We start from the raw sequence: 15,983 nt of genomic DNA on the forward strand, positions 1-15,983 counted from the left end.
GGTCCGTACCGGGATCGGTGCCCGGGTCGGTACCCGGATCCGTGCCGGGATCGGTCGTGCCGCCGCCCGTCGTGACGGTCACGTCATCGAATTTGGACGCCGTCTTGACCGCGAGCAATCCGACGCCGCCTGCCGTCAAGGCGGTATCCGTGGCAGTCAGCTCCTTCACGCCGTTGACGTACATCGTAATGGTCGATCCGACCATTTCTAATTTCACGGCATACCACGTTCCGGTCGACAAGGCATAGGTTTTGGTCGCGAGCGTCGTCGAGGAGCCGCCTACCTTCTTGCGAATCTCCAGCTTGCCTCCGCTGCTGTTATATAACGATGCGGCGTAATAATTATTCCCATCCTTATACCGGCCGGCGACATACGTGCGGTTCGTGCCGTTGAAATTGTCGACCTTCACTTTGGCCTCCACGGCGTAATCGGTCCACGAAGCGCTGCCTGCCGACGTACGGCCTTCGCTCGTGCCGGTCTGGGCGTACACGTAGTTGCCGCCGTCGGACACGACGGACCAGCTGCCCGTCGACGCGGTCCAGCCCGCGGCGTTGCCGTCGTTGAAATTATCGGCCAGCGGCGTCTCCGCGGCGGCGGTGCCATAGATGACGAACGGGACGGCCAGCGCCATGCACATCGTGACCACCGTGCCTTTGAAGGTTTTCGCTTGAATCGGATTACGTCTATTCATCGTTACCCTTTCCTCCTTTGAATGTTCGGTCTATCGGGCTGCAAGTGTAAGCTGCGGATAACCACCTCCCTTCAAAAGACGCGAGTTCGTGGCACGGTGCGGCAACGATCGATTGATGCGGCGACGGCGATCGATTGACGCGGCGGCGATCAGCTTCAGGCAAGCTCCGAGGCTACCACCCTTTTGTCCGATCAGCCCTTCAAGCCGCTCGTGCTAATCCCTTCGACGATATACCGCTGGAATAGGAAGAAGACGACGAATACCGGAACGACGCTCAGCGTCGACATGGCGAACAGCGCGCTCCAATTCGTGATCGAGTCGGGGTCGGAGAACATTTTCAACCCCAGCGACACCGGATACAACTGCGGCTTGTTCAAGTACAGCAGCGGTCCCATGAAGTCGTCCCACCGCCAGTAGAAGGAGAAAATGGCGCACGTCATCATCGCCGGCACGATCAGCGGCACGATAATGCGCGAGAAAATGGCGAACTTGCCGCAGCCGTCGATCTTGGCCGCTTCATCCATCTCGTGCGGCAGCGTGCGGATGAACTGCATGATGAGGAAGATGAAGAACGGCGTGCCGAAGAAGGTCGGCAGAATGAGCGGCCAATACGTATCGATCCAGCCGAACCAGTTGAACATGACGTATTGCGGCACCATGATGATCTCGAACGGCAGCATCATCGTCAGCATCATGCAGACGAACCATAGCTTCTTCCAGCGGAAGCGGATACGGGCGAACCCGTACGCGATGAGCGCGGAAGAGGCGACGCTGCCGAAGGTGGACAACAGCGTGATGATCGTCGAGTTCAAGAAGAAGGTCGCGAACGTCACGCCGCCGAACCCCTTCCAGCCCTCCGCATAGCTGGAGAAGTCGAGCCGATTCGGGAGGAGCGAATGGGCCGTTGTGAAGATCGTGGCGTTATCCTTGAAGGAGCCGGCGACCATCCACAGCAGCGGATAGAGCATCATGAACGTCAGCGCGAGCAGGAGCAGCTGCTCGGCCGCCAGCTTGATGACCGCCTTTCGCCGAAGATTCATATTACCGCTCTCCTTCCGATTCGTAGTGCACCCAGTGCGAGGAGCTCTTGAAGATGAGCGCCGTGAACAGCCCGATGACGAGCAGCAGCAGCCAGGCCATCGCCGACGCATACCCCATATCGAAGAAGGTGAAGGCGCGCTGGAACATATACAGCACGTACAGCAGCGTCGAGTTGAGCGGCCGGCCGTCCTCGAAGATGATATAGCTCGGCGTGAACGCCATGAACCCTTGGATCGTCTGCATGACGACGTTGAACAGAATGATCGGCGTCAGCAGCGGAATCGTAATGTTGATGAACCGTCTCCAAGCGCCGGCGCCGTCTACTTCGGCCGCTTCGTAATAGGAGGCCGGAATGTTCTTGAGCCCCGCGAGGAAAATGAGCATCGAAGAGCCGAACTGCCAGCCATACAGCAAAATGAGCGTCCAGATCGCGTACGACGGATCGCCGAGCCACGACACGGTCGGCAGCCCGAGCTTCGCCAAGATCGAGTTAAGCGCGCCTTCGTTGCCGAACAGCTGCCGCCACATGACCGATACCGCGACGCTGCCGCCGATGACGGAAGGCAGGTACAGCAGTGTCCGATACACGCCCTTCATCACGACGAGCCTCGCCAGCAGCAGGGCGATCGCCAGCGCGAAGACGAGCCGGAACGGCACCGCCGTGAAGACGTAGAACAGGGTCACCTTCACCGACTGCACGAACTTCATATCGTCCATGAGCATCCGCTCGTAATTGTCCAAGCCAATCCAGCGCGGCGTGCCGAGCATGTCGTAGTTCGTGAACGACAGGTACAGCGACATCGCCACCGGGAATACCGTCAGCGCGAAAAATCCGATCAAAAACGGCAGGATGAACAGATAACCGGTCAGATTATCGTTTTCCTTCCCTTTCTTTGCTTTGCTCTTCGCCGCCCCGAGAAGCGGCATGGAAGCCTCTTGTTTCATGTCATTCCCGCCTTCCTTCAGCCGCAAGAAGGAGCAGGCCGGCTCCGCCGTCGGACGCGCCCGCGCGTCGTCCGTCATGGCTCCGGCCTCTCCCTAGCGCTCGTCGCTCTCGATTATTCCGCGCCGCGCGCGATGATCTCTTCCGCCCGCTTGCGGAATTCGGCCGCCGCTTCCTCCGGCTTCAGCTGCTTATACATGACCTGCTCGTTGACTTCCTCCATCGCCTTCGAGATTTCGGAGGCGCCGGCCGGATAGACGCTGTCGATCGGGCTGCTGTTCGCGCCGATCATATCGATGTAGTCGAAGATCATTTTGTTCGTTTCGTCCAGGTCCGCCGCCAGCGCCTCGCGAATATCGGAGGTAATCGGCACGCCGCGCTCGCCCTTCATGATTTTGTTCGCTTCCGCGTCGTTGATGAAGAAGTTGATGAACTTCGCCGCTTCCTCCTGATGCTTCGACTGCTTGCTGATCGAGAAGAACAGCGACGGCTTCAAGTACATCCCTTTGTTAATATCCGGTCCCGGCAGCGGCGCCAGCTTCAGCGTCCGATTCGCCGCCTTCGTCAGCGCGACGACCTGGTTCGACCAGCGGAAGTCGAACGGCGCTTTCCCGTGGACGATCAGCTGGTCCTCGATCGCCTCGTGCTGCATGATCACGTCCATCGACGGGTACGTCTTCTTCTCCTGCTGCTCCAGCGTCATCGCCAAGTATTCGGTCAGCAGCTTGTCGTCGAAGCCCAGCCCCTTGCCGTCCGCGCTGTACATCGTCTGTCCGTGCTGGCGGGCGTAATATTCGAAAATATTCGTGATCTCAAGCCCTTGCGTGCCGTAGTTGCCGGACTTGGCGTGCACCGCTTCGGCCGCCTTCTTCCAGTCGTCCCACGTCCAATTCAGATCCGGCGGGGCAACGCCGGCATCCTGCAGCATTTTCTCATCATAGATGACCGTCAGCGCGTTCATCCCGAGCGGGATGCCGAGCAGTTGGTTGTTCGCGACGCCCGACGCCATGATGCCCTCGTTCGCTTTGCTGACGTCGATCGTGCCGTTCTCGGTGAACGGCTTCATGTCGAGCAGCACGTCCTTGCTCGCGTATTGCGTCAGGTACTCGCCGAAGTTCATTTGCAGTACGTCCGGCATGTTGTTGCCCGCGACCATGGCGGCCAGCTTCTCCCAATACCCGTCGAAGCTCGTGAATTCCGTCTCGATTTTCACGTGCGGATTTTTCGATTCGTAGAGCTTCACCACTTCGTTCGTCAAGTCGTGACGGGTTTGCGACCCCCACCACATGAGGCGAAGCGTGACGTCCTCCCCGCCGCCTTCGGCCTTGGCCGTCTCCGTCTTCGTCTGGTTCGCGCTCCCGCTTGTCTCCGCCGGCGCCGCGTTCTTATTGGTATTGGCGTTGTTCGTCCCCGCGCCGTTGTTGCTCCCGTCGCTGCAAGCCGACAGCGAGAATGTCAGCAGCACCGCCGCGGCAAGCGTCATGAACGTCGAGCGTGTTCTCATGGTATCGATAGACCTCCTTGGGCTTATCTCGTTTTGGCTTCCTCTTTATGGTAGCGCATACAACGCCGGGCGAAAATGAAACGAAACGGTCTTCTACGTTAAAAAAACCGATATCCGCAGAGGACATGCACCCGCGGTATCGGCTGACCGACGTTCATTATGGCGACTTTCGTTCATTTTTCCGGCATCATGATCAGCTGCTTCTTGTACTCCGACGGCGTCAAGCCCGTATGCTTCTTGAACACTTGGCTGAAATATTGCGGATTGCCGCGAAACCCGACCTGGGCGGCGATGTCCAAGATTTTGACGGACTCGGCGCGGGCGATCAGCCGCATCGCCTCCTCCATGCGCACGCGGATCATGTAGAGCGAGAATTTCTCGCCGGTCTCCTTGCGGAACAGCTTCCCGAGATAATCCACGTTCAAGTAAAAGATGTCATGCGCCAGCTTCGAGAGCGTCAGCGACTCGTCGTCCAGATGCTCCTCCACGTAACGAATGACCTGGGCGATAACCTTGGACTGCGTCTGCACGTTCGCTTCGTAATTGCGCTCCGCCGCCTCAACGGCCGCCTGAAGCAAGTAGTCCTCGGTCTGATCGAGCGTGTCGAACGCGTCGTCCCGAAGCAGGTACGCCTCGAGCCCGCGCATCGGCCTCGGCCGCGCGGCCGAGCTGCCTTCGGACCCGGCCGACCACGATGACTTGGCGCGTCCCTTCTCCCGCAGCAGCACCAGGTACAGCTCCAGCACGCACGATTTGACGAGCCCGACGTCCAGCTTGCTCGCCTTCAGACGGGCGATCGTCTCGCGGACGAATTCGCGCGCACGCTCCGTGTTCCCGCTTCGCACCGCGTTGGCGAACGCTTCCGTGTCGACCTCCAGCTCCATCGGAAGCGCTTCGGCCGGATGGAGAATGTCTTCCGACGTAATAATGCTCCCTTCGCCCAAATAGAACCGATGCGACAAGCAAGCCTGCGTCTCCCGGTACAGCATCCGCAGCTGCGTGATCGAACCCGGATGGCTGACGGCGATCGTCAAGTCCAGCCGGAAGTATTGCCCGTAGATCCGCTTGACCCGCTCCAGCAGCGCGAGCCATTCGGGCAGCTCCCCCTCCTCGACGAGCAGGACGAGCCGCTCGCCGATCGTCGTGTTCAGCAGCACGTGCCGGCCGGATTCCCGCACGAGCTCCTCGGCTATGTTGTGCAGCGCGAAGAGATGCTCGAACTCGCAGCTGCCTTCGATCTCGAACAGGAGCAGCCGGACCGACCGGTCTTCGATGTCGAGGCCGAGCAACCCGCTATAATAGTCCCAATCCCGCTCGCTATAGGTCTTGTTCATGAGGCATTCCTTCAGAAATTGCTCCTTGATCTGCGGCAGCACCCGCGCGAGCTGCTCCATCGTCGACGCCTTGAACGACTCCTGCCGCTCCCGCTCGCGCAGCTCTTCCACCGCTTCGTCCAGCACGCCCGCGATTTCGTCCTCCGAGCAAGGCTTGAGCAAATAGTGGCGCACGCCCAGCTTCATCGCCGTCTGGGCGGAGGCGAACTCCTCGTGCCCGGAGAGGACGATAAAATGCATGCGCGGATAGCGCTCCTTCGCCCACTGAATAAGCTCGATACCGCCCAGCTCGGGCATCCGGATATCGGTGATGACGATGTCCGGCGGCTGCGACTCGATTAGCCGGACCGCTTCCTTGCCGTTCACCGCTTTGCCCGCCAGGCGCGTGCCGTGCTTGTCCCACTCCACCACATTGGCGATGCCTTCGAGAATAATCCGCTCGTCGTCCACGAGCAGCACGTTATACATGGTCTGCCTCCCATCTGTACGGCACGCGGATGCGCACCGTCGTCCCCGCTTCGGCGCCGGGTTCGATCTCGACGCCGTACTCCTCCCCGAACATCAGCCGAATTCGCTCGCGTATATTGCTCAGACCGATCCCCGTTCCCTTCGACACGACGCGCCCTTCCCTTATGGCCGCAAGCGTCGCCTCGTCAATACCGGGACCATTGTCCGTCACGCATATGGTGATATGCGACTCGCCGGCAATGAACGCAAGCGCGATATCGCAAGGCGCGGACATCGCCTCCAGCGCGTGCTGGATCGCGTTCTCGATGACCGGCTGCACGGTCAGCTTCGGAATGTAGCAGCCGGCCAGCTGCTCGTCGCCTTCGATGTGCAGCCGCAGCCGGTCGCCGAACCGGATCTGCTGAATCGTCGCATAATTGCGGACGATCCGCATCTCCTCTTCGATCGTGATCAGCGGCTCCTTGCGGCTGATGATGCCCCGCAGCAGACGGCCAAGCGCCGTGACCATCGCCGAGATGTCGGGCTGACGGTTCGCTTTGGCCATCCAGTTGATCGACTCTAGCGTGTTGTACAGAAAATGAGGATTGATCTGCGCCTGCAGCGCCTTGTACTCCGATTCGTTGATCGCCAGCTGCTTGGCGTAATTCTCGCGAATGAGCGCGTTGATCGTCTCCAGCATGAGGCGAAAATGACGGTGGATTTGTCCCGTCTCGTCCATGTTCAGGTTGTCGCCTTGGAACAGATCGGCCGAGTCGATGTTCCCTTTCTGAACCAGCTTCATCTTGGCGGTCAGCTGCTCCAGGGGCTTGGAGATCGCGCGTCCGGCCACCCTGGCGAAGTAGAGCGCGAGCATGAACAGCAGCGCATAGAGGCCGAACAGACCGTATTTGATCATCTTGGATTGCAGGAACACGCTCCCGTACGGCAGAACGTTGTAGTAGGTAAAGGATTGGTACTTCGAGATCAGATGGGTGATGAAATACGTATCGCCGTTCAGCTTGGAGATCGTGTAGCCCTGCCGCTCGCGAAGCGGCAAATGGGCCAGCTGCTCGGCCGGGCCGGAGCCGCTGGCCAGCACGACGCGACCCGCGTGCTCCATGACGAAGAACCGGCCTTCGGCGAGCTCGAGCGACTGCCCCGCCAACCGCTTCATGTCGACGAAGACGACCATGACGCCGAGATTCTTCAAGCTCAGGCCGCTCATCCGGCGGATCTGCCGGGCGGCGATCAGCACGTTGGGCTCTTCAGCCGCCAGCCAGACGACCGAGCCGCCCGCCTCCATTGCCTTGCGCTCGTATGCTGCCGTGTCCAAGCGATAACGCGATGTAATGGCAGCCTGACTCTCGCCGCCGGAAGCATCGTTTACCTGGATCGCCGCGATGGCGCGCTGATGCTGGGCGAGCTCGACGAGTCGGTCCATCAGCTTGTCCTTCATTTTGAAATAATCGTATTCGTTCATCGTGCCGGATACGCTCGACAGCTGCGACTGGATCGTCCGGTCGCTGAGGATGTCGAACGTCAAATCCTCGATCTCCCTCAGCTTGCCGTCGACCGCGCCCGAGGACAAATTGAGCACCTGCGCGGCCTCGGCGTACACCTTATCCTCGTAGATGCGGGTCGCGAAATGAACGGCCACCATGCTGAGTCCCGACACGAGCGTCATAATGACGGCCGTGATGAGGAAAATTTTGTTCTTGATCAACTGGTTGTTGTAATACGCGCGCACCTGCAAGACGGACAGCTCCTCCTTTGGCCGATGCTTGTTTCCCGACCCATTCGACGTCGTCCTCTCTTTTTCCTGTGGAAGCGCTATCTTTTCCAACTTTGGCCCTAGTCTCTCATTTGATAGGGAAGAACGCGCTTGGCGCAATTGTTTCGGGCACTTGATTTTGCCGTTCGCCAATTGTTCGCCATATTAATTTTTTCGGAATCCGAAACCAAGCCTTTCGTCTGCCGTATCACCCTTCTATACGAGGCTTTACGCAATTGCATAGGAAGAACCGCTCCAAAGGGGAGTAGCTGGTACAATAACGTCGTCATTACGAGCGCGCGGTTTTAGCGCCTCCGGCTTTATTGGCACTGCCGTTCAGACGGCACTGTTAGCGAGACCTTTGCCTTTTAACAAGGCAGAGGTCTCTTTTCTTTTGTGCAGAAGCTGGAGTCGCGAGTTTGATTATTCAAAGGAGGATCCCACATGGAATTCGGATTGTTGCTGGAGTATGGTTGGGTATTGCTGGTATTGATTGCGCTGGAGGGTCTTCTTGCCGCCGACAACGCGCTCGTGCTGGCGATCATGGTGAAGCATTTGCCGGAGCAGGAGCGCAAGCGGGCGCTGTTCTACGGTTTGGCCGGCGCGTTCGTCTTCCGTTTCGCGTCGCTCTTCGCCATCTCCTTCCTCGTGGACGTGTGGCAAGTACAGGCGCTTGGCGCGCTATACCTGTTGTTCATCGCGCTGAACCATATCTTCCGCAAGGTGATCGTGAAGAAGGGCGAAGACGATGCCGCAAAGCGCGAAAACAAAGAGCGCAAGCCGAGCGGCTTCTGGATGACCGTGCTTAAAGTCGAAATCGCCGACATCGCATTCGCAATCGATTCGATTCTGGCGGCCGTCGCTCTGGCGGTGGCGCTGCCGACGACCAACCTGCCGAATATCGGCGGCATGGACGGCGGTCACTTCATCGTCATATTCCTTGGCGGCTTCATCGGCCTTGTCATCATGCGTTTCGCCGCCACGCTGTTCGTGAAATTGCTGGAGAGCCGTCCGGCGCTTGAAGTCGCGGCGTTCTGCATCGTCGGCTGGGTCGGCGTGAAACTCGCCGTCCATACGCTGGCGCACCCTTCGATCCATGTCATCCCGCACGATTTCGCCGAGTCGACGGCTTGGAAGCTCACCTTCTACGCCGTGCTGATCGTCATCGCGGTGTCCGGCTGGTTCCTCTCCGGCAGCAAGGATAAAGAGAAACAAGCGTCCCACGCGGCTTAAGCTTGATCTTCTAAATAAAGCAGTCCCGTCTTGACAAGGCGTGGCTGCTTTATTCGTTGCCGATGGATTGGCTCGCAAGGAAACCTGCTCTCGCGAGAAAAACGAAGAGGCCGCACCCGCCTTCCCGGGGCAACCTCTCCGACGCGCAAGCGCGATCTAATCCGACTTATTTCGTGAAGATCTTCACTTCTTTCGGTCCGAGCGTCGCGGTAATCGCCCCGTTGTTGACCGTCAGCGTGTCCGCGCCCAGCTGATTCTTGAGCTGCGTCCCGTTCGCCAAGTTATCCAGGTTGCCAATCGTCTTCGTCTGACTGCTCCACGAATTGTTGATTAGCACGACGACTTCGTCGCCATCCTTCGAGCGTTGGAACGCATAGAACGCGCTCTCGGCCGCCTTCTCCTTCTGCGTGCCGTTCTGCAGCGCCGGATGGCTATTGCGCACGCCGTTCAGCTTGGCGATGTGCTTGTACAGCTCGTGGTTCGCGTTCGGCACGACGTCTTCCCGGTTGCTCGGATCGTCGCCGCCGGCATAGCCGAGCTCCGTGCCTTGATACACGATCGGAATGCCGCGCGAGGTGAACAGGAAGCCCAGCGCCGCTTTCAGCTGCGGCCATTTGTCATTGCGATTGGACGGATTGCCGGTCGCCGTGTTCAAGAACCGCTTCACGTCGTGGTTATCGAGGAACAGTCCGTTGTAGCGGGTGTCCCGGTACTTGACGTCCTGCGCGTAGCGATCCCGGATCAGCGTCATGGAAGCGTCGCTCCCGAAGACATCCTTGAACGTGTAGTACATCGGGAAGTCGAGCACCGCGTCCAGATAGTTGCTGTAATCGCCGACATAGCTGGCGTCGCCGCTGTACACTTCGCCAATCGTGAACGTATTGGCCGCGGCGTCGAATTCCTTCAGCGCCCACTTCGGCACGTGCTTCACCGTATCCACGCGCAGGCCGTCCACGCCGGATTCCCGCTTCAGCCAGCCGATCCAATTCTTCAGCTCCGTCATGACCGCCGGATTCTCTTGGTTCAGATCGTCGAGGCCGGCCACGTCGCCGTTCTCGATCTTCCACTGATTGTTGGCACTGTAGTCCGCGCCCGTGATATCGCCGTTATGGTGATACCAATCGGCGTTATTGAACGGCGCCTTCGCATAGCCGCTATTGTTGAAATCGCCGGTGTGATTGAGGACGACGTCCAGCATGACCGCAATCCCTTTGCCGTGCGCCGTATTCACCAGCTCTTGAAATTTCGCCATCGTGCCGAGGTGTCCGTCAATCGCGTAGAAGTCGTATGTGTGATAGCCGTGGTAGGCATAGTCGCTGCGCTGCATCTGTACCGGCGTAATCCAGATCGCGTTGAAGCCCATGTTCTTGATGTAGTCCAGGTTATTAATGATGCCTTGGAAATCGCCGCCGTGCCACTTGGTCATGTCCGACTTGTTCGCGTTAAAGCCGCCGTAATTGTCGTTGCTCGGATCGCCGTTCACGAACCGGTCGGTCATGATGAAATAGATACTCTTGGTCGACCAGTCGGTCAAATCGACCGGCGTTCCGCCGCCCCCGCTGCCCGTGCCGCCGGAAGGAGCGCCGGGCGCAATTGCGCCCGCCGCTCCGTTCGTTCCCGGCGTATAAGTCGATGTGCCTGCCTGGAAAATGTAATTCTTCTGATTGTTGCTGTCCCACGTGCCGCTGCCGTTGTTGAAGGCCACTTCAACCGATGTCGCACTGCCGAGCGCGATCGTAATCGACGCATAGCCGCTCACATCCGAATCCGCCATCGCGACGCCCGGCGCCGTCGTCCATGTGCCGCCGGCTACCCGGTAATGCGCATAAGGCGTTGCGAACCCTTTCTTATAATAAATGACGGCCGTATTGGTCGTGCCCCCGCCGGTGCCCGAAGGCTTGCCGGACGTAATCGTCCCCGCTCCTCCGTTCGTGCTCGGCGTATAGGTCGACGTCCCCGACTGGAAGATATAGTTGTTCGACGAATTGCTGTCCCACGTACCGCTGCCGTTATTGAAAGCGACCTCGACCGTGGTGGCGCTGCCGAGCGCGATCGTGATCGACGCGTAGCCGCTCACGTCCGAGTCCGCCATCGCCGTACCCGGCGCCGTCGTCCACGTGCCGCCGGCTACCCGGTAATGGGCATAAGGCGTTGCGAAGCCTTTCTTGTAATAGATCGTCGCCGTATTCGTGCCCGTGCCCGTGTCGCCCGAAGGCTTGCCTGACGTGATCGTGCCTGCCGCGCCGCTCGCGCCTGGCGTGTATGCATAGGTGCCGACGCCGAACAAGTAGTTCTTCGTCGCATTGTTGTCCCATGTGCCGCTGCCGTTATTGAAGGCGACTTCCAGCTGCGAGGCGGAGCCGATATTAACCGTAAGCGCCGCATAACCGCTCACGTCCGAATTCGGCATTGCGACTCCCGGAGCGGTTGTCCATGTGCCGCCAACCGGACGATAATGCATGTATGGCGTCGCGAACCCTTTCTTGTAATACACCGTCACCGCGTTATTCGTGGTATTATCCGGCGTGGAATATTTCGTGACGTAGTTCTTGAAATTCGCCATCTCGCCCGTTGCCGAACCGTCGTTGTTCACCACGTTATTGATGCGCAGCAGTGTAAACCCGGTATAGCCGTATCTCGTCAGCTTCTCCTCGATCTTGGAGAAACCGCCCGATCCGCCGACCGGCAGCGCGTTCTCCCCGTTCAGGCGCACGCCTTTGCTGTTGGCGATCGCGGAAACTTGGTCGACGAGCGTGGAAGGCATGTTATAATTCGGCGCGCTGCCCGAATCATACATTTCCAAGCACGTGAACGTCAGATCCATATTCGTGTCCTTGAATTTCTGGATCAGCCGGTTGTAGTCATAATAACCCGCGGCATGTTCCGCGCTGTGCGGCATCGTCGGGTTCGTCATCTGCCAGTGGACGCCGGAGATTTTCGCCCCGATCGGCACGTTGAATACCGGATCGAAGCTATCGTGCGCGGCTTGAGCGATGACGCCGAGGTGGTTCTCCAGCACGCTTTGGTACCAGGAGAGGAAATCCTTGCCGTAGGTCGTATTGTAGCCGCCGCTCGTGTAGAAGCCGTCGCCGTCCGAAGGCGGGTTGATCTGGCTATCGGCGGACAGGCTTGTTCCCCATGCGGCATTGATCCCGGCGAGCGTGCCGTATTTGGTCTTCATCGCCGTTCGGAATGCTTGCTTCGCGTGCTCCGAGTACACTTGGAATTTGCCGCGGGACGGATAGCTCCAGCCGGCCGGCGGGTAGTAGGACGGGAAGCGAAGCTCGCCGGACGGACCGCCGCTCAAGTAGATTTTCGGAATGATCGATTTGTACTCGGTGAAGGCAGCCGCGAACGCGCTGTACAGCTCTTTGTACTGCTGGCCGACGCCGCTCCACAGCGGGGATACCGCTTCGCTGTTCACGTAGCCCGTCTCGCTCTTCAGCTTCATCTCATCCGCCGTGCCTTTGCTCCAGATCCACGATGGGATCTCGACGAAGCACGCATCGCCGACATTGTCGCCGCACTTATGCGTGGAGATGATCGGGATCCATTTCAGACCGACCTCTCGCACGACGCTGGCGTACTGCTTGTAATAGCTCCAGTCGAATTGGTTGTCGCCGGCGCCTTCCACCATGCCCCACCAGACGTCCTGCGTAATCGCGTACACGTTGTTGTTCTTCAGCGTCTGCAGCTGGGCCTTGAACGCGTTCCAATCGGTCACCTTTGACAGCGGCCCCATCACGGCTGCCTTGAAATTGCTCGCGACCGCCGCCTCGGAGTTCTTCACGTTGATCGAGAAGATCACCGAGAGCAGCATAACCGCGCTAAGCAGCAGCGAGATGCTTCTTCTCGCCTTCGATCTCAAACCTGACACACTAACCAGCCTCCTCGTCTATTAACCTGTACTTCTGACTGCGCTAGATGACCTTCTCCAATTTCCTCCCTCCGTTCGACTGCCTTCGCCTGTAAGCGCTATCATCTTCTATTGTAGAGAGCTTCCTGCGCGAACCATACCCAGAAAATTGAACAATGCCGGTGTAAAATATTGATGGTGTTCGTCCGTCATTCGGCAACCGCGGCGTGAAGCGAGCGAACAACCGGGAATCGCCGATGCCGATCCGCAAAATCAAACAAGGGCTCTCCCATCGCCGGCCTGATGCTGACGATGGAAGAACCCTTACTTGCGTTTAAGCTATATAGGCGGACACAATTCGCGCGGATGCTGCGCGAGTTGTTACTGTTCCGTCGCGTCCGTGACGAAAATCTCGCCGTCGTCGAAGAATACTTTCATCTTGAGCGATTCGCTGACGAAACGAATCGGCACGAGCGTGACGTTGTTACGCGTCATGGCCGGTGAATCGAGCAGCACCTTCTCGCCGTTCACGACTGCTTCCTTCTGATCGATGACGAGCTGGATCGTGCTGCTGCCCTTCGCGATCGTAATCCGGTTCGCCTTCTTATCCCAGTCCACCTTCGCGCCGAACGCTTCGCCGATAAAGCGGAGCGGCACCATCGTGCGGCCATCCAGCGAGAATGGGGCGACGTCCAGCTTGACGTTCTTATCGTCTACGGCCGCCTCCGTCTGGTTCAGCTTCAGCGAGATCGTCTTGAACGGGAATACGGTATTGTCCAGGTGAACGGAGTCTTTGTTCCCGAACTCGACCGGCTTGGAGATGACCGTGCCGAATTGCGTCTCCACCTCGATCACGTAGAATTGGCCGTTCTTGATCGAGCCGTTGTTGTTGGCATACAGCGTGAGATCGACCGTACCCCGGAACGTGCCGACCGGCGTCGTCACGTCTTTGTTGAACTCCGGATTGATGATCTTCTCTCCTTGCTTAAGGCCCAGCAGCCAGCCGACGCCGGCCCGGTTCGTGCGCCAAATGCCGGGGGCTTCCTTGCCGTCCTTATCCGTCGCGCGGAGAATGACGGAGAGCACCTTCGTCTTCTGCGCGAACGCCAGCTTCAGCTTGAAGGTGCCGTCCTCTCGCCCGTCTTCGCCGAATTTGGCGATCGAGATCTTATCCTCGGTCAGACCTGCCCCGCTGAATTCGCGGATGATGACCGGCGCATACGACGAAGCCGCATCCGCGAACGGCGTGATGTCCGACTTGACGACGCCCGAGCTCGTCGTAATCTCCACGTAGTAATACTCGCCGTCCTTCATGCTGTTGTTGTCGGAGGCGTAGAGGTCGAACTGGTTGATGCCCTTGAATTGCCCGAGCGATTCCTTGAACGTCGTGTTGAGCGTCTTGCCGTCATGCTCCACGGCGAGCAGGTATTTGCCGACGTCGCTCGGCTCCTTCCACGACGTCCAGATGCCATGTCCGGTATCGACGCCCTTCGCGTCGGCCGTCTTCATGACGATCTGCTTGATTTCCGTCCCTTCGCCCGCATCGATCAGCAGGCTGAGGTGGCCATCTCGCGTCCCGTCCGGTTCGCCCGTCTTGATGAGCGAGATCCGATCCAGCTCCTTATCGAGATACCGGAACTCCTTAACCGCTAGCTGCGATGCGACGATGTCGGCCCCGAAGGCCGCACCGCCCATGACCAAGCTATTGATGGCGATCGCGCCGATCGCGGCGGTTTGGATGGTTTTGCGTAAACGTTTCATGGATAATCCTCCTTAAAATGTGTGGCTCCTCTATCTCATGCAACCCATCCTAGTCGGCTCAATACCCGGCATGCGGCCAAGCCCGGCGATGCTTAAATAAGCATGGCGAAATCGTCGCCATTCGCGGAACGGAAACAACAGCAGGCGCACGGACGCCAGGATCGGACGACGGATGAGAGATAAGCGAAATGGTTGGGGGGTCAATCGATAAGGATGACATGCGGGATAACCGGGGTGCTCGGCCGCTCTTTCGCGGCATCGCGGTAAACGGATGATGACTTGCGGAATTGAAGAAGGTGTCATTGACTAGAACGCATACAGGAAATAAACAGAAAATCAGCATGCAGATGAAGCAAAGGTTTGGAAATGGGCGGTCAAAAGGAAGGCAAATCAATGGGTCTGGGATTTCGCTGCTCGGCAGCGGACGAATCGAGGGTGGTCGGTCAACATGCATCTATCCGAGGAGGGCTGGTAACGATGCCCATGTATACAATAGCGAGTTTGAGCCGCGTTGTAAAGCCCTTTTTTTCAAAATGAATAGAAAAGCACGGCGCCTTCGGCAGATCTCCTCGGGCGCCATCCTCTCGTTTTATTTCGCCATCCAGCCGCAAGCTGTCACATAACCGACGATTCGTCCAGCGGCTTCCGCTACGCTCTCCGCTTCCGTATCCACGGTAACTTCGGGAGACGGCGGCGCTTCGTACGGCGCGCTAACGCCCGTGAAATCGGGAATTTCGCCATCGCGCGCTTTGCGGTAATGCCCCTTGGGATCCCGGCGCTCGCACTCCGCTACCGAGCATTTCACGTAGACTTCGATGAAGGAACCTTCAGCGACGATCGCGCGCGCCATCTCCCTCTCCTCGCGGTAAGGCGAGACGCATGCGACAAGAACGATAAGCCCCGCTTCCTTCATCAGCTTCGCTGTCTCGCCGATCCGCCTCACATTCTCGCGGCGGTCCTCCCGGGTGAATCCGAGGTCTCCGTTCAAGCCATGCCGGAGATTGTCCCCATCCAGCAGGAAGACCTGCACGCCTCTGTCGAACAGGGCGCGTTCCACCGCGCCGGCCAGCGTCGATTTGCCCGAACCCGGCAGTCCCGTGAACCAGACAATGCCTCCACGATGACCGGCGCGCCTGGTGCGCTCCTCCTTGGTGACAGACGATTCATGACGGACGATATGGGATGCGGCAGCCGGTCGTTGGCCTTCACCAACCGATTCAGAAGGCATCGCGGACCTCCTCCTCTCTCTTCCATGCCTGTTCTGCGAACTCTCTATCATTTTATGAGAGAAGCCGATAGACGGAAAGGCTTTCTGTCCTCGAGTTTCGCCGCGAGGGGAACAAGGGCACGGACGAGGCGACCCCTATTAGAATAAAGTAGATTACACGATAGATAAGGAGGA

9 protein-coding genes and 1 pseudogene are annotated in these 15,983 nt (G+C 58.7%); 1 reads left to right on the plus strand and 9 read right to left on the minus strand.

Annotation, left to right across the window (positions count from 1 at the left end; all coding sequences use genetic code 11):
• Positions 1 to 85 precede the first annotated feature (85 nt).
• From ACFSKT_RS05610 to ACFSKT_RS05635, 6 genes and pseudogenes are all read right to left on the minus strand, one after another.
• Positions 86 to 691: pseudogene (locus ACFSKT_RS05610) on the minus strand (LamG-like jellyroll fold domain-containing protein); the annotation flags it as partial.
• 191 nt (positions 692 to 882) lie between these two features.
• A complete protein-coding gene (locus ACFSKT_RS05615; protein WP_377718018.1) occupies positions 883 to 1,731 on the minus strand; it encodes a carbohydrate ABC transporter permease in 849 nt (282 codons plus the stop codon).
• A gap of 1 nt (position 1,732) precedes the next feature.
• Entirely contained in the window at positions 1,733 to 2,659 is a 927-nt protein-coding gene (locus ACFSKT_RS05620; RefSeq protein ID WP_377718149.1) for a carbohydrate ABC transporter permease, read from the minus strand.
• Between the two features lie 131 nt (positions 2,660 to 2,790).
• Positions 2,791 to 4,179: an ABC transporter substrate-binding protein gene (locus ACFSKT_RS05625; protein WP_377718019.1), complete on the minus strand. Its 1,389-nt coding sequence runs from the start codon at positions 4,177 to 4,179 to the stop codon at positions 2,791 to 2,793.
• Between the two features lie 173 nt (positions 4,180 to 4,352).
• A complete protein-coding gene (locus tag ACFSKT_RS05630) occupies positions 4,353 to 5,981 on the minus strand; it encodes a response regulator (protein ID WP_377718020.1) in 1,629 nt (542 codons plus the stop codon).
• The gene (locus tag ACFSKT_RS05635) at positions 5,974 to 7,707 is read right to left on the minus strand and encodes a cache domain-containing sensor histidine kinase (protein ID WP_377718150.1); all 1,734 of its coding nucleotides are present in this window, start codon (positions 7,705 to 7,707) and stop codon (positions 5,974 to 5,976) included. Before ACFSKT_RS05635 ends, ACFSKT_RS05630 begins: the two co-directional genes overlap by 8 nt.
• Before the next feature lie 468 nt (positions 7,708 to 8,175).
• Here ACFSKT_RS05635 and ACFSKT_RS05640 point away from each other — a divergent pair, with 468 nt between their 5' ends.
• Entirely contained in the window at positions 8,176 to 8,964 is a 789-nt protein-coding gene (locus tag ACFSKT_RS05640; RefSeq protein ID WP_377718021.1) for a TerC family protein, read from the plus strand.
• A gap of 166 nt (positions 8,965 to 9,130) precedes the next feature.
• Here the strand turns inward: ACFSKT_RS05640 and ACFSKT_RS05645 are convergent, their stop codons facing one another.
• The 3 genes from ACFSKT_RS05645 to cysC all read right to left on the minus strand — a co-directional run bounded on the left by ACFSKT_RS05645 (position 9,131) and on the right by cysC (position 15,809).
• Positions 9,131 to 12,784 carry a family 14 glycosylhydrolase gene (locus ACFSKT_RS05645; RefSeq protein WP_377718151.1) on the minus strand — a complete coding sequence of 1,218 codons (3,654 nt, stop codon included), beginning with the start codon at positions 12,782 to 12,784 and terminating at the stop codon, positions 9,131 to 9,133.
• 417 nt (positions 12,785 to 13,201) lie between these two features.
• The gene (locus tag ACFSKT_RS05650; protein WP_377718022.1) at positions 13,202 to 14,581 is read right to left on the minus strand and encodes a copper amine oxidase N-terminal domain-containing protein; all 1,380 of its coding nucleotides are present in this window, start codon (positions 14,579 to 14,581) and stop codon (positions 13,202 to 13,204) included.
• Positions 14,582 to 15,170: 589 nt separating this feature from the next.
• Complete coding sequence (gene cysC, locus ACFSKT_RS05655; protein WP_377718023.1) at positions 15,171 to 15,809, minus strand: adenylyl-sulfate kinase; 639 nt, start codon at positions 15,807 to 15,809, stop codon at positions 15,171 to 15,173.
• Positions 15,810 to 15,983 lie beyond the last annotated feature (174 nt).

Origin of the sequence: Paenibacillus xanthanilyticus (assembly GCF_042682185.1) — a bacterium.
GTDB lineage: Bacteria > Bacillota > Bacilli > Paenibacillales > Paenibacillaceae > Paenibacillus_Z > Paenibacillus_Z xanthanilyticus.

Excerpts from the sequence above, each read along its gene's own strand:
- ACFSKT_RS05645 (WP_377718151.1), bottom strand. The coding sequence starts at position 12,784 with ATGCTGCTCTCGGTGATCTTCTCGATCAACGTGAAGAACTCCGAGGCG.
- ACFSKT_RS05630 (WP_377718020.1), bottom strand. The coding sequence starts at position 5,981 with ATGTATAACGTGCTGCTCGTGGACGACGAGCGGATTATTCTCGAAGGC.
- ACFSKT_RS05625 (WP_377718019.1), bottom strand. The coding sequence starts at position 4,179 with ATGAGAACACGCTCGACGTTCATGACGCTTGCCGCGGCGGTGCTGCTG.
- ACFSKT_RS05615 (WP_377718018.1), bottom strand. The coding sequence starts at position 1,731 with ATGAATCTTCGGCGAAAGGCGGTCATCAAGCTGGCGGCCGAGCAGCTG.
- cysC (WP_377718023.1), bottom strand. The coding sequence starts at position 15,809 with ATGCCTTCTGAATCGGTTGGTGAAGGCCAACGACCGGCTGCCGCATCC.
- ACFSKT_RS05640 (WP_377718021.1), top strand. The coding sequence starts at position 8,176 with ATGGAATTCGGATTGTTGCTGGAGTATGGTTGGGTATTGCTGGTATTG.
- ACFSKT_RS05650 (WP_377718022.1), bottom strand. The coding sequence starts at position 14,581 with ATGAAACGTTTACGCAAAACCATCCAAACCGCCGCGATCGGCGCGATC.
- ACFSKT_RS05620 (WP_377718149.1), bottom strand. The coding sequence starts at position 2,659 with ATGCCGCTTCTCGGGGCGGCGAAGAGCAAAGCAAAGAAAGGGAAGGAA.